Genomic DNA, 14,320 nt, shown 5'->3' on the forward strand with positions numbered 1-14,320 from the left:
CCTCCCTGGGGCAGGGCATCGCGTCAGGCCAGAGAACAGAACCACCGACAAGCGTTACCGAACGTGACACGATCCATCCCCCTACGTGCTGGCCAGGAACGAGACGGACACCGCATCCATTACCAGCACAAGATCAACCGACAGCCCGCCGAGCGCCCCGGCCGACTGGAGGTAGCGGAGTCCACCGACGACGAAAAGGCCACCGCCGGGAACCCGCCCCAAGAGAGTACGAGCGACGGGAACGTCTGAGACGCTGCATACGTGTCCGCCATCAAGTTCGACTTGATCATTTCAGCGACACGCCGGGGGCTCGCGCACAACCGGAGGTTTGCTGCAATCGCACCCCGTGCGCGCGCGCCGAGGCGACACCCAGCCAGCGGCTTTACCATGGGGTCCTCATCGCCCCTACGAGGGTTATAGAGAAGTCAGTTGAGCGGGCTCGAACCAGGGAGCTGCGCCGCCCCCGGGACCCCCGCGAGCCGGGGCACTCGTTCGCGCGAAACGGTCTGTCGCACCTTGCGCGCCGTTCGCGCGAACCACCAGCATCCGCGCCTGAGCCGGAGCCGTCACCAACGCACGCTCAACGACACCGTGAGCGTGGTCCCGCGCACCTCCACGCGGCATCCCCGCTGTAGGAGCTGCACCGCCAACTCGTCCAGCGGCCTGTCCATGCCGTCTGCCATAGCTGTTCCTTCCGTCGAACACGGGGGTTGAGCCGGAAGCGACGCCGCCGACCGTTGCCGACCTGGTTGACCGGCGAGGGATGCCGCCCGTTCCATGGGCTCTGAGCCTGTCTTTCTCGCCGGATCTCTCGGAGGCACCGGCTAGGGAGCCAGGGAGGGGCCAGACTTGAGGGGGGAGGGGCGACCGTGGGCGACGCGAAGCGGAAGCGGTTTGGCGCGTACCTGGCGCAGTTGCGGAGGGACGCGCGCAAGAGTCAGCGGCAAGTGGCCGAGACGTTGTGCCGGATATCCGGTGTCCCTTCTGTGACGCGGCACGAGGTCAGCCGTTGGGAGCGAGGCGAACGCGTCCCGGATGTCTGGCTTCCTGCTCTCGCGACGGCCCTGAGTGTTCCCCTCGACGCCCTGGAGCGCGGAGCCGCCCATGCGCGAGGTGAAGATGTTGGAACTGGGCCGCGCGGTCCGGCCGAGGCACTTGCCTACTTCCTTCCAGATCACGATGTGGACCTTGGGCCACTGGCGAGTGAATCGGGACGCCGGGTCGGAGCCTCTACAGCGGCCGCTCTGGCTGACCGGGCGCATGGCCTACGGCTCGCTGATGACGTCATCGCCGGAGGCGATCTGCTTGCCCCGGCGCTTAGGGAGTTGGACGGAGCCGTCCGGCTCTACCGAGAAACGAGGCATTCCGAGGAGACCGGCCGCTCACTTCTCAGCAGCATCGGGGAAATAGCCCAGATCGCGGGGTGGATCGCGAGTGACGCGGGCGAACACGACCAGGCGGAGCGCACCTATCGGCTCGGAGTCTCGGCCGCTAGGGAGGCCGGAGACCACGCTCTCGTGGGCAACCTTGCCGGAAGCCTGGCCTATCAGCTCTCCAACACCGGTCACGAAGACGACGGTGTGAGTCTCGCCCGTGCCGCGCTGGACGAGGCAGGCCCCGACGCACCCGCCAAGGCCCGCGCGCTCTACCTCGATCGGGTCGCATGGGCGCACACCAAGGCGGGCGAAGCCCAAGCGGCATTGCGGGCTCTCATCGAAGCCCACGAAGCCATGGCCGTCGAAGACTCGCACGCGTCTCCAGACTGGGCTTACTGGGTCTCGCCCGAGGAACTCGACGTGATGGACGCCCGCGTCTACACAGAGCTTCGCAAGCCGTTGCGTGCCGTCCCGCTCCTGCGAGAAGTGCTCAGCCGGTACGACTCGACGCACACCCGCGAACTCGCCCTCTACCTCTCATGGCTCGCCGTCGCCTTGGTCGACGCCAACGAACCAGAGGAAGCCGCCAAAACCGCGCGCCGGATGCTCGACCTCTCGGCCGACTCCGCCAGCGAGCGCACGGCTCAGCGCGGACGCATCGTCCTCACGAAGCTAGAGCCGTACCGGCAAGTCCCCGAAGTGCGGGAAGTGCTCGACACACACGCGGCCTGACGACCGTTTCCGAAGGTCACCGACTATTCGGTGGGGGCTACGCCTACGGGGCAGGATAGGCCGGTGCCGGTTATGCCGCAGTAGCCGTTTGGGTTTTTGGCGTCTGAGAGGTACTGCTGGTGGTAGTCCTCGGCGAAGTAGAAGTCGGTGGCCGGGGTTATCTCGGTGGTTATGGGGCCGTAGCCGGACTTCGTCAGGACGGGTTGGTAGGCGTCGCGGGAGGCTTCGGCGGCCTCTTGTTGGGACTCGGTGCGGGTGAAGACGGCCGAGCGGTACTGGGTGCCGATGTCGTTGCCCTGGCGCATGCCCTGGGTGGGGTCGTGGGACTCCCAGAAGACGCGGAGCAGCTCCTCGTAGCTGATCTTCGACGGGTCGTACACGACGCGGACGGCTTCGGCGTGGCCGGTGAGGCCGCTGCAGACCTCTTCGTAGGTGGGGTTCGGGGTGTGGCCGCCCTCGTAGCCGACGGCGGTGGAGAGGACGCCGGGGGTCTGCCAGAACATGCGCTCGGCGCCCCAGAAGCAGCCGAGGGCGAACTCGGCGATCTCGGCGCCGTCCGGGTAGGGCGGGGCGAGGGGGGCGTCGAGGACCTCGTGGCGGGGCGGGACCGGGATGGGCTCGTCCCGTCCCGGGAGGGCCTTGTCAGGGCTGACCATCTGGGTCTTCGCGAAGCCGAACATGCTTTCAGCCTAGCTCGCCGCCGCAGACATGAGTGTGCGTGATAGTGGCTGATTACGTCCCTGGTAGGTTGCCCCTCGTGGTGAAGCGGGGGATGTTGTACGGGATCGCGGCGTATGCGCTGTGGGGCCTGTTTCCGCTGTACTGGCCGCTGCTGGAGCCCGCGGGCGCGGTCGAGATCCTCGCGCACCGGATCATGTGGTCGCTCGTGGCGGTCGCCGTCGTCCTCGCGGTGTCGCGGAACCGGGGCTGGCTCCGGATGCTGACCTGGCGCCGCGGCCTGCTGCTGGCGCTGGCGGCCGCGGTGGTCAGCGTCAACTGGGGCACCTATATCTACGCCGTCAACGACGGCCGGACGATCGAGGCCGCGCTCGGTTACTTCATCAACCCGCTGATCAGCGTGATGTTCGGCGTGGCGGTGTTCCGGGAGCGGCTCCGGCCGCGGCAGTGGTGGGCGGTCGGGATGGGGACGGCCGCCGTGGTCGTGCTGACCGCCGACTACGGGCGTCCGCCGTGGATCGCGCTGGTCCTGGGCCTCGCCTTCGGGGTCTACGGGATGCTCAAGAAGTTCGTCGACATGCCGTCGGCGGAGGGCCTGGCGGTCGAGACGGCGATGATGTTCCTGCCCGCGCTCGGGTTCGTGCTCGTCCTGGAGGGACGGGGCGAGGCGGCGTTCGGGCACCACGGGGTGGGGAACGCGGTGCTGCTGGCGCTCGCGGGCGTGGTGACCGCCGTCCCGCTGATGCTGTTCAACGCGGCGGCGATCAGGCTCCCGCTGTCGGTGATCGGGATGCTGCAGTACCTAGCGCCGGTGCTTCAGTTCGGTATCGGGCTTTTTGTCCAACATGAGGAGATGCCGGCGAGCCGTTGGGCCGGCTTCCTGCTGGTATGGCTCGCGCTGGTGATCTTGACGTGGGACGGGGTCGCCGCCGCACGTCGCGAAGCGGTGCCCGAAACGGTCTGAAGGGGCTAAAGTTCCGGACGTCACACGGCCCGGATACAAGGGAGCTCTCGGTGCGTCTGGTCAGCGTCACCGTCTTGGGATCGGCACTCGTCGCGGCGGGGATGCTGGCGCCCGGGACGGGTGAGGCGACCGCGACCCACCACGACGAGGTCCGGGTGAGTCCGGACGTGGCGCGCCCCGGCGAGCGGGTCGAGGTCTCCTCCCCGCAGTGCACGGTCGGCAGGCACGAGGTGACGTCCGAGGCGTTCGACCACCCGGTCGTGCGGGGGACGGCGACCATCCGCGAGAACACCGAGCCCGGTGCCTACACGGTCACCGCGCGGTGCGGCCGACTATCGGTGAAAGGCCAGCTCAGAGTGGCCGGACGGCTCGTCTGGCCGACCCTGCTGAGCACCGCCCGCTAGGCCGCCGCGCGAATTCTGCCGACCTCGATCATCAATTGATCATGAAGTGCGGACAACTGCGCCCGCATTGTCAAGAGCCATTGACTGGGGCGACATATCACTTGCAAGGTGAGGCACGTCACCCACGGATACGCGCAATTACTGCCGGCGGAACGCTTGTTTTCGTCAAATGATCATGTGATACTTCCAGTAACTCGGTCAGAATGCCCATCTTGCACCAAAGGGCACCCCCAGCTTCTGCATGCTCGATAACTCTCAGTTCCCCCCACCAGGGCTTCCTCGGAGCCAGCCGTACAAAGGGATCGAGAATGTCCGCCGATGCCGGTCCCCGGCCCGTCCACGCGGCCGAGGCGCCCATGGTCACTCACTTGGCGAGGACGCCCGCGACACTTTGAGCCGGTCATCTGTGCCCGGCCGTATCTCGAATGGCAGTTCGAATTCTGCACCGAGTGTCACGGCGGACCGACCCCTAGGAGGAATTGTGAGCCGCAAATGCGCGACGCCGTCGGGGGCCAGACGGGAGGAGGACTCCGACGACGTGGCGGGCGCGGCCCGCGAACTCCTGCGCGGACTCCTCAGCCGCCCCTGGGGGCACGTTTCGCCGTCGATCTACGAGACCGGGCGCGTGGTCTCGCTGACGCCGTGGCTGGCGGGGCACGCGCGGCGGGTAAGGCACATCCTGGACGCGCAGCGGCCGGACGGCCTGTGGGGCGCGCCGGGCGCGTACGCGGTCGTCCCGACGCTGAGCGCGGTGGAGGCGCTGCTCACGGTCGTCCGGAGCCTCGACGACGGCGACTCGAACGGCTTCCGGCAGGCGGACGGCGTTGACCCGAGGGAGGCGGCGGACGCGCTCGGCCGGTCGCTCCCCCGGCTCCTCCGGCGGCTGCCCGCCCTGGACTTCACCAGGTTCCCGGACATGCCCGCCAACGACCTGATCGTCGACTCACTCGTCGGCTCGATCAACCGGCATCTGGACGAACTGGGCGGCGACTGCCCGGTCGTCGGGCCCGTGCCCGAGGGCCGGCTCGGAAACCCGAAGGGCCTGGACCGGACGCGCCTGGCCAAGATGCGCGCCGCCCTCACCGCGGGCGCCGCCCTCCCGGACAAGATGACGCACGCCCTGGAGGTGACGGGCGACCTCGCGCGCGAGGCGCGGACGATCCGTCCTGGCCCGGTCGGGGCGGTCGGCGCGTCCCCGGCGGCCACGGCGGCGTGGCTCGGCGAACGCGGCGCGCGGGAGCCGCGCAACCCGGCCCGGCTGTTCCTGGAGGCCGTCTCCGACGAGCACGCGGGAGCGGTGCCCTGCGGCTCGCCGATCACCGTCTTCGAGCGCGCGTGGGTCCTCAGCACCCTCGCCCGGACGGGGATCGTGTCCAACGCGCCGCCCGCGCTGCTGGACGGCCTCGCCGCCGCGCTCGGACCGGCCGGCACCCCGGCGGCGGAGGGACTCCCGGCGGACGCGGACACCACGTCGGCCGTCCTTTACGCGCTCGGCCTGCTCGGAAAGCCGAGACCCCCGGAGGCGCTCTGGGCCTACGAGACGCCGACGCATTTCTGCACCTGGCCCGGCGAGGAAGGTTTCTCAGTCACGGTCAACGCCCATGTGCTTGAGGCGTTCGGCCAGTACCTGCGCGCCATCCTCAGAACGGGAGAGACGCCTTCGGTGTCCATTCCGAGATACACGAAGACGGTCGGCGACCTCGTGACGCTCCTCTGCGACCAGCAGCGCGAGGACGGAAGCTGGACCGACCGGTGGCACGCCTCTCCCTATTACGCGACGCTGTGCTGCGTCGCGGCGCTGAGCCGTTTCGGCGGCGGGAAGGCGGCCGGAACCCTCGCCCGCGCCCGCGCGTGGGTCCTGGACACCCAACGCCCGGACGGCTCATGGGGCCTCTGGGAAGGGACGGTGGAGGAAACGGCGTACGCGCTTCAGATTCTGCTGCCGTCCGCCGACGCCGCCGCCGCGCTCAACGCGAAGGACCCGGCAGGGAAATACAAGGAATCTATAACTCGGGGGGACGAATTTCTCCCGGCGCCCTCCGACAATGGACGTCTTCTCGGCCCCGCGCTCTGGCACGACAAGGATCTGTACCTACCGGTCGCCGTGGTGCGCGCGTCCGTCCTGGCTGCTCGGCATCTCGTCGGGAAGTACGTCCATACCATCGAACAGAGCTGACATCAACACATCGTTCATGTCTTTTGCACCACAGGGTAGGGCGGTAATAGCAAAAACCCTCAAATGAGGGGAACAAAGTACATCTTCTGAGCCCGCAACGTTGCTAAGGTACTGGCGATGCGGAGGCGATGGCTTACCTATCGCGCCGCGAGCCTGGACACCACGGCCCCCGAACCCCCATCGCGGCGGTCCGTAGGCCGCTCGGGAAATCGTTGAGGACTTGTTGATGCCCTTCCGCAACCCACGTCTGCGGCCGAAGATCGCCGCGCGGGTCGGCGCGGACGGCGTCGAAGCAGGGGACACCGGCACCGAAACAGCGGAAGGCGAGGCAGATCAGTGACGCAGAAGACCGGTTCCTCCTCCGATCTGGGCTGGCTGCTGGACGACCTGGTCCACCGGCTCCCGCACGCGCGCAGCGCCGTGGTGCTGTCCGCGGACGGCCTGCTCATGGCCTCGTCGGAGGGCTTCCCGCAGGACGACGGCGAGCACCTCGCCGCGGTCGCCGCCGGGATCCAGAGCCTCGCCAAGGGGGCCGGGACGCGGTTCGGCGGCGGGCCCGTCCGGCAGACGATCGTCGAGATGCAGTCGGCGTTCCTGCTGGTCACGGTCGCCGGGAAGGGCGCCTGCATCGCGGTGCTCGCGGGCGAGGACGCCGACGTCGGCCTGATCGCCTACGAGATGGCCATGCTGGTCACGAGCATGGGCCACCACCTCAGCACACCGACGCGCACCGAGCCCGCCGCGGAGGGACGATCGACATGATCCCGCCGGACGACCCGGCCCAGGACCCCTGGCCGGAGGACCCGACGCCCCCGGCGCCGCCCGCCGAGGACCGCTTCCTCGACGAGCACGCCGGTCCGATGGTGCGGCCGTACGTGATGACCAGCGGGCGGATCGAGCCCACCCGCGGCAAGTTCGACCTCATCACCCTGGTGGTGGCGGTCGGTCCCGAACCCGAGGGCACGATCGGCCTCGGCCCCGAGCACCTCGCCATCATCCGGCTCTGCCAGAACGTGATGTCGGTCGCCGAACTCACCGGCCACCTCGACCTTCCCGTCGCGACCATTCGGGTGATGCTCGGCGACCTGCTCGACAAGGGGTTCGTCTCCATGCAGGAACCCGAACCGGAGGCGGACATGCACGACATCAGGCTCTACAAGGCGGTGATCGATGGTCTCCGGGCCCTCTAGACGAGAAGTGCGCGCCCGCCGGCTCCCCACCGCGGTCAAGATCGTGATCGCGGGCGGCTTCGGAGTCGGCAAGACCACCATGGTGGGCACGGTCTCCGAGACCCAGCCGCTGCGGACCGAGGAGCTCCTCACCGACGTCGGCGTCGGCGTGGACGACATCTCCGGGGTGGAGCGCAAGGACTCCACCACCGTCGCGATGGACTTCGGCCGCATCACCATGCGGAACGAGTACGTCCTGTACTTGTTCGGGACGCCCGGCCAGAAGCGCTTCTGGTTCATGTGGGACGAGGTGGCCCTCGGCGCGCTCGGCGCGGTCGTCCTCGCCGACACGCGGCGGCTGTCCGACTGCTTCCCGTCCGTGGACTACTTCGAGCGCCGCCAGACGCCGTTCGTCGTCGCGGTGAACTGCTTCGAGGGCGCCAAGCGCTACGACCTCGGGGAGATCCAGATGGCGCTGAACCTGGGCCCGAAGGTCCCGGTGATGCTCTGCGACGCCCGCAAGATCGACTCGTGCAAGCAGGTGCTGATCGACCTCGTCCTGCACGCGATGAAGGTCCGCGGGCTGGTCGACGCGCCCGCGCCCCAGCAGGTCTGACGCGAAGCGGCGGCGGGCACCGGAGGGAATCCCGGTGCCCGCCGCCGCTTGTCGCGTGCAGGCCCTCGTCAGCCCGTCCGGGAGACGACGTAGTCGCAGAGGTGCGTGAAGGCGTCGCGCGCCGGGATGGCCGGGAGGGTGAGGAGCTCGGCGCGGGCGTCCTCGGCCCAGCGGCGCAGGTCGGCACGGGCGCGGTCCATGGCCGGGTGGGCGCGCAGCAGCGCGAGGGCCTCGGCGTGCGGCGCGTCGTCCTTGGACAGGTCCTGGACGAGCAGCTCCCGCAGCCGCGCGTCGTCCGCGCCCGAGCCGATCCCGGCGAGCACGTGGTGCATCGGCAGCGTGAGGATGCCCTCGCGCAGGTCTGTGCCGGGCGTCTTGCCCGACTCCTCCGTCTCGGACGCGATGTCGAGGATGTCGTCCGACAGCTGGAACGCGACGCCGATCTTCTCGCACGCCGACGTGACTGTGTCGACGACGTGCGTGGGCGCGCCCGCGAGCAGCGCGCCGAAATGCCCGGACACGGCGATCAGCGACCCGGTCTTGTCGGCCAGGACCTGGAGGTAGTGCTTGAGCGGGTCGGCTTCGGCGCCGGGCCCGACGGTCTCCTGGATCTGGCCGCGGACGAGCCGCGCGAACGCCCGCGCCTGGATCCGGACGGCGTCCGGCCCGAGGTCGGCGAGCAGGTCGGACGCGCGGGCGAACAGGTAGTCGCCGGTGAGGATCGCGACGGTGTTCGTCCAGCGGGAGTTCGCGGACTGCTGCCCGCGCCGGACGGTCGCCTCGTCCATCACGTCGTCGTGGTAGAGCGTGCCGAGATGGGTCAGCTCGACGACGACCGCGGCGGGCACGACGCCCGGCGCGGCGGGATCGCCGAAGTGGGACGCGAGCAGCACCAGCATCGGCCGGAAGCGCTTGCCGCCCGCCTCCACCAGGTGCCTGGAGGCGTCGCTGAGCAGCGGGTCCTCGCCGCGCACGCAGTCCAGCAGGAGGGCCTCGACGTCGGCGAGGCGCTCCCGCGCGTCCGCCGCGAGCGCGGCGTCAATGGAAAGCCCGAACGGGCCGGTCTCTTCCCGAGCCGGCCCGTTCGTCTTCTCAGCGGATGGTGGGTTGCTCACCCAGGACTCCCTACCGGACGAACATGTGGGTCGTGGCTTGTCCCGCAAGGTCCAGAACGGGCTGTGGGAGCACGCCGAGTACCACAGTAGCCGTCACGCCGACCGCGACCGCGACCGCGGTCGCCGGGCCCGCCACGACGACCGGTCCGTCCGCGTCCGGCTCGCTGAAGAACATGACCACGATCACGCGCACGTAGAAGAACGCGGCCACCGCCGACGACACGACCGCGACGATCACCAGCGGGGTCGCGCCGGCCTCCACGGCCGCCTTGAACACCGCGAACTTCCCGGTGAAGCCGCTCGTCAGCGGGATGCCCGCGAACGCCAGCAGGAAGAAGGCGAACACGCCCGCGACGACCGGGGAGCGCTTGCCGAGCCCCGCCCAGCGGGACAGGTGCCCCGCCTCGCCGCCCGCGTCCCGCACCATCGTGACGACGGCGAACGCGCCGACCGAGGTGAAGCCGTAGGCGAGCAGGTAGAACAGCGTGCTGGACAGGCCGTGCGGGGACGCCGCGATCACGCCCATGAGCAGGAAGCCCGCGTGCGCGATGGACGAGTAGGCCAGCATCCGCTTGATGTCGGTCTGGGTGATCGCGATGATCGACCCGATCGCCATCGTGAGAATCGCCACACCCCACATGAAGGGGCGCCAGTCCCACTCGAGCGTCTCGAACACGACGTAGTAGACGCGCAGGATCGCCCCGAAAGCGGACACGACCGTGCAGGACGCCATCAGCGCCGTGATCGGGGTCGGGGCGCCCTGGTAGACGTCCGGCTTCCACATGTGGAACGGAACGCCGCCGAGCTTGAACAGCAGCCCGACCGACAGCAGCGCGGCGCCCGCGAGCAGCAGCGTCTCGCTGCCCGCGTCCTTGCTGATCTGCGCGGAGATGTCCGACAGCCGCACCGACCCGGCGTAGCCGTAGAGCAGCGCCGTCCCGTACAGGAAGAACGCCGACGAGAACGCGCCGAGCAGGAAGTACTTGACCGCCGCCTCCTGCGAGAGGAGCCGCCGCCGGCGGGCGAGCCCGCACAGCAGGTACAGCGGCAGCGACAGCACTTCCAGCGCGACGAACATCGTCAGCAGGTCGTTCGCGGCCGGGAACATCAGCATGCCGCCGACGGCGAACATCATCAGCGGGAACACCTCGGTCTGGGTGATCCCGGCCTGCGCGGTGCGCTGCTCGGCCTCGCTGCCCGGCAGCGCGGACGCCTGCGCGGCGAAGTGCCCGCCGGCCCGGCCGCCCCGCTCGGCGATCAGCAGCAGGCTGACCAGCGCGAGGACGAGGATGGTGCCCTGGAGGAACAGGGTCGGGCCGTCCACGCCGAGCGCGCCCTCCGCGGCCACCTCGTGCGGATTGTCGCGCCACGCGAGGACGATCGTCCAGGCGAAGGCCCCGGCGAGCGCGAGGAACGCGATCGGCACCTGCGCCCAGTAGCGCGCGGTCCGGCCGACGAACGCCTCGACGAGCACGCCGAGGATGGCGGCGCCGAAGACCAGCAGCATCGGGGCGAGCTGCCCGTACTCGATGTGCGGCGCGGGGATGTCACCCCCCTGCGCGAGGACCGCGCTCACCTGCGTGCCGGTGTTCATGGACGGGCTCCGTTCTCGGCGACGTTACCGGTGATGTCCGGCCGCGGGTCCTGCCTGTCGACCCGGACCAGCGTCTCCTTCACCGACGGGTTGATCAGGTGCAGCACCGGCTGCGGGAAGAAGCCCATCGCCACGATGATCGCGATGATCGGGGCGACGGCCCACTTCTCCCGGGCGTTCAGGTCCTTCATGCCCTCGACGGCGGGGACCTTCGGGCCGCCCATGGTCCGCTGGTACATCCACAGGATGTAGATCGCGGCGAGGACGACGCCGGTGACCGCGAGCGCGCCCGCCCACTTGTAGCGGGAGAACGTGCCGACGATGACGAGGAACTCCGAGACGAACGTGGACAGGCCGGGCAGCGACAGCCCGGACAGGCCCGCGATGAGGAACGTCCCGGCGAGGATCGGCGCGACCTTCTGCACGCCGCCGTAGTCGGAGATCCTCGCCGACCGCCGCCGGACGATCATGAACCCGATGACCAGGAACAGCGCGCCGGTGGAGAACCCGTGGTTGACCATGTAGAGCGTCGCGCCGGACTGCCCCTGCGACGTCATCGCGAAGATGCCGAGCACGATGAACCCGAAGTGCGACACCGACGTGTAGGCGATGAGCCGCTTGAGGTCGACCTGCCCGATCGCGAGGATCGCGCCGTAGATGATGCTGAGCACCGCGAACGCGAGCACCACGGGCGTCGCCCACTTGGACGCGCCCGGGAACAGCTCCAGGCAGAACCGCAGCATCCCGTACGTGCCGACCTTGTCGAGGACGCCGACGATCAGCACCAGCGCGCCGGGCGGCGACTGCTGCGCCGCGTCCGGGAGCCAGGTGTGCACCGGCACCATCGGCGCCTTGATCGCGAACGCGACGAAGAACCCGAGGAACAGCCACTTGGCGGTGGTCGGGTCGATGTTCATCTTCGCGAGCTCGTCGAACATGAACGTGCCGCGGCCGAGCCCGCCCTCCGACACCGGCTTGCTCGACAGCGGGTACAGCCAGATGACCGCGACCAGCATGAGCAGCCCGCCGAACAGCGAGTACAGCAGGAACTTCACCGCGGCGTAGGAGCGCTGCGCGCCGCCGTAGTACCCGATGATGAAGTACACCGGGATGAGCATCGCCTCGAAGAAGACGTAGAACAGGAACACGTCGGTCGCCGCGAAGACGCCGATCATGGCCGCTTCGAGGGCGAGCAGCAGCGCGAAGTACGTCTTCACCGAGCGCTTCGCGGGGACGTCGACGCCGCCGGAGCGGTCGGCCTCCGTCCAGGACGCGAGCATCACCAGCGGGACGAGGATCACCGACAGCAGGATCAGCACGAGCGCGACGCCGTCGACGCCGACCGCCCAGTGGACCCCGAACTCCTTGATCCACCAGTACTTCTCGGTGTACTGGAAGCGGTCGCCGCCCGCGTCGAAACCGGCCGCCATCACGCCGGCGAGCACCGCGACGACGAGCGAGACGCCGATCGCGAACTGCTTGACCAGCGCCTCCCGCTCCCGCGGTATGACGCTGAGCAGCACCGCGCCCACGAGGGGCAGCGCGATGAGGACGCTCAGCCAGGGAAAGTCGTTCACGAGACATTCACCGCCAGCAGTGCGGCGACCACCAGGGCGGCGCCGAAGAACATCGATAGTGCGTAGGAACGGGCGAAGCCGGTCTGGATGCGGCGGAACCGGCCGGACGTCCCGCCGATCCCGGCGGCCGTGCCGTTCACGGCGCCGTCGACGCCGCGTCCGTCGAACCAGACCGCGAGCCTGGTCAGCCACTGGCCGGGACGCATCAGCAGCGACTCGTTGATCGCGTCGCCGTACAGGTCCCGGCGGGCCGCGACGGTGACGAACGAGCCCTTCGGCGCCTCGCGCGGCACCTTCCGGCTGCCGTACTGCCGCCACGCGATCGCCGCGCCGACGACCATCAGCACGAAGGTCGCGATGCTCGACGGGGACAGCGGCTTGAAGCCGGCCTCGTGCTCGGGCGCCCCGACGACCGGTTCCAGGAAGTCGGAGAAGCCGCCGAGGATCAGGAACCCGCCCGCGCCCACGGAGCCGACCGCGAGCAGCATCAGCGGCCACGTCATGACGGCCGGGGACTCGTGCGGGTGGACGTCGTCCTCCCAGCGCTTCTCGCCGAAGAACGTCATGAACATCACGCGCGACATGTAGTACGCGGTGATGCCCGCGCCGATCAGCGCGCACGAGCCGAGGATCGCCCCGGACGTGCCGCCCTTCTCGAACGCGGCCTCGATGATGCCGTCCTTGGTGAACCAGCCGGACAGGCCCGGGAAGCCGATGATCGCGAGATAACCGAGCCCGAACGTGACGTAGGTGGTCACCATGACGGCGCGGAGCGCGCCGTAGTGGCGCATGTTCACGTCGTCCTTCATGCCGTGCATGACCGACCCGGCGCCGAGGAACAGGCCCGCCTTGAAGAAGCCGTGCGCGATGAGGTGCGCGATGGCGAAGACGTAGCCGGGCTTGCCGAGCCCCGCGGCGAGGTGCATGTAGCCGATCTGCGACATCGTCGACCCGGCGAGGGCCTTCTTGATGTCGTCCTTGCCGCACCCGATGATCGCACCGGCGAGCAGCGTGGCCGCGCCGACGATCGTCACCACGAGCTGCGCGGTGTCGGACATCTCGAAGATCGGCCCGGACCGGACGATCAGGTACACGCCCGCGGTCACCATCGTCGCCGCGTGGATCAGCGCCGACACCGGGGTCGGGCCCTCCATCGCGTCCAGCAGCCAGGACTGGAGCGGGAGCTGCGCCGACTTGCCGCACGCGCCGAGCAGGAGCAGCAGCCCGATCGCGGTCGCCGTGCCGGTGCCGAGCTGGGACGCGAGCCCCACGTGCTCGGCGCCGGTGCCGAGGATCGGGCCGAAGCCGACCGTCCCGAACGTGGCGAACATCAGCGCGATCGCGATGATCAGCCCCATGTCGCCGACGCGGTTGACGACGAACGCCTTCTTCGCCGCGGTCGCCGCCGTCGGCTTGTACTGCCAGAAGCCGATCAGCAGGTACGAGGCGAGGCCGACGCCCTCCCAGCCGAGGAACATGACCAGGTAGTTGTCGCCGAGCACCAGCAGCAGCATCGCCGCGACGAACAGGTTCAGGTACGCGAAGAACTTGCGCCGCTCGGGGTCCTCGGCCATGTAGCCGATCGAGTAGATGTGGATCAGCGAGCCGACCCCGGTGATCAGCAGGACGAAGCTGATCGACAGCGGGTCGACCAGCAGGTCCATGCCGACCTTGAACGAGCCGACGTCGATGAAGTCCCACAGGTGCACGGTGCGGCGCCGCTCGGCGGAGCCGTATCCGAGCATCTGGACGAACATCGCCGCGCCCACCGCGAAGGACGCGACCGACATGGCGACGCCGAGCAGGTGCCCCCACTTGTCGGTGCGTCTCCCCCCGAGCAGGAGGATCGCGGCGCCGGCGAGCGGCAGCGCGATGAGGAGCCAGGACGCGGCCTGGATGCCTTCCGCTTTCATCCCGAG

Annotated in this window: 12 protein-coding genes; 7 read left to right on the forward strand and 5 right to left on the reverse strand. The window is 69.3% G+C overall.

The genetic code is table 11. The features are described from left to right. Window positions 1-869: 869 nt before the first annotated feature. Window positions 870-2,108 carry a helix-turn-helix domain-containing protein gene (locus FXF65_RS46395; RefSeq protein ID WP_148347571.1) on the forward strand — a complete coding sequence of 413 codons (1,239 nt, stop codon included), beginning with the start codon at window positions 870-872 and terminating at the stop codon, window positions 2,106-2,108. 23 nt (window positions 2,109-2,131) lie between these two features. Here FXF65_RS46395 and msrA read toward each other — a convergent pair whose 3' ends face one another. Next, the gene (msrA, locus tag FXF65_RS00780; RefSeq protein ID WP_148347572.1) at window positions 2,132-2,788 is read right to left on the reverse strand and encodes a peptide-methionine (S)-S-oxide reductase MsrA; all 657 of its coding nucleotides are present in this window, start codon (window positions 2,786-2,788) and stop codon (window positions 2,132-2,134) included. A gap of 92 nt (window positions 2,789-2,880) precedes the next feature. On the opposite strand from msrA, the gene rarD reads away from it, so the two are divergent. The 6 genes from rarD (at window position 2,881) to FXF65_RS00810 (ending at window position 8,115) form a co-directional block, all read left to right on the forward strand. Continuing rightward, complete coding sequence (gene rarD, locus FXF65_RS00785) at window positions 2,881-3,750, forward strand: EamA family transporter RarD (RefSeq protein ID WP_148348309.1); 870 nt, start codon at window positions 2,881-2,883, stop codon at window positions 3,748-3,750. Window positions 3,751-3,800: 50 nt separating this feature from the next. After that, window positions 3,801-4,154 carry a hypothetical protein gene (locus tag FXF65_RS00790; protein WP_148347573.1) on the forward strand — a complete coding sequence of 118 codons (354 nt, stop codon included), beginning with the start codon at window positions 3,801-3,803 and terminating at the stop codon, window positions 4,152-4,154. A 481-nt stretch (window positions 4,155-4,635) separates the two neighbouring features. Further along, on the forward strand, window positions 4,636-6,330 hold the full coding sequence (locus FXF65_RS00795) for a prenyltransferase/squalene oxidase repeat-containing protein (RefSeq protein ID WP_246198285.1): 1,695 nt from the start codon (window positions 4,636-4,638) through the stop codon (window positions 6,328-6,330). A gap of 336 nt (window positions 6,331-6,666) precedes the next feature. Further along, window positions 6,667-7,092, forward strand: a complete 426-nt coding sequence (locus FXF65_RS00800; RefSeq protein ID WP_148347575.1) for a roadblock/LC7 domain-containing protein — start codon at window positions 6,667-6,669, stop codon at window positions 7,090-7,092. Continuing rightward, window positions 7,089-7,520 (forward strand): DUF742 domain-containing protein, encoded by a 432-nt coding sequence (locus tag FXF65_RS00805; protein ID WP_148347576.1) that lies wholly within the window; start codon window positions 7,089-7,091, stop codon window positions 7,518-7,520. The genes FXF65_RS00800 and FXF65_RS00805 overlap by 4 nt, the downstream gene beginning before the upstream one ends. Continuing rightward, entirely contained in the window at window positions 7,501-8,115 is a 615-nt protein-coding gene (locus FXF65_RS00810; protein ID WP_148347577.1) for a GTP-binding protein, read from the forward strand. Before FXF65_RS00805 ends, FXF65_RS00810 begins: the two co-directional genes overlap by 20 nt. Window positions 8,116-8,183: 68 nt before the next feature. Here the strand turns inward: FXF65_RS00810 and FXF65_RS00815 are convergent, their stop codons facing one another. The 4 genes from FXF65_RS00815 to nuoL all read right to left on the reverse strand — a co-directional run bounded on the left by FXF65_RS00815 (window position 8,184) and on the right by nuoL (window position 14,314). Further along, window positions 8,184-9,158 (reverse strand): polyprenyl synthetase family protein, encoded by a 975-nt coding sequence (locus FXF65_RS00815; protein WP_246198336.1) that lies wholly within the window; start codon window positions 9,156-9,158, stop codon window positions 8,184-8,186. Window positions 9,159-9,240: 82 nt separating this feature from the next. After that, window positions 9,241-10,824: an NADH-quinone oxidoreductase subunit NuoN gene (gene nuoN / locus FXF65_RS00820; protein ID WP_148347579.1), complete on the reverse strand. Its 1,584-nt coding sequence runs from the start codon at window positions 10,822-10,824 to the stop codon at window positions 9,241-9,243. After that, a complete protein-coding gene (locus FXF65_RS00825; RefSeq protein ID WP_148347580.1) occupies window positions 10,821-12,401 on the reverse strand; it encodes an NADH-quinone oxidoreductase subunit M in 1,581 nt (526 codons plus the stop codon). Before FXF65_RS00825 ends, nuoN begins: the two co-directional genes overlap by 4 nt. Beyond that, complete coding sequence (gene nuoL / locus FXF65_RS00830; RefSeq protein WP_148347581.1) at window positions 12,398-14,314, reverse strand: NADH-quinone oxidoreductase subunit L; 1,917 nt, start codon at window positions 14,312-14,314, stop codon at window positions 12,398-12,400. Before nuoL ends, FXF65_RS00825 begins: the two co-directional genes overlap by 4 nt. Window positions 14,315-14,320: the final 6 nt, after the last annotated feature.

It is taken from the genome of Actinomadura syzygii (assembly GCF_008085905.1).
GTDB lineage: Bacteria > Actinomycetota > Actinomycetes > Streptosporangiales > Streptosporangiaceae > Spirillospora > Spirillospora syzygii.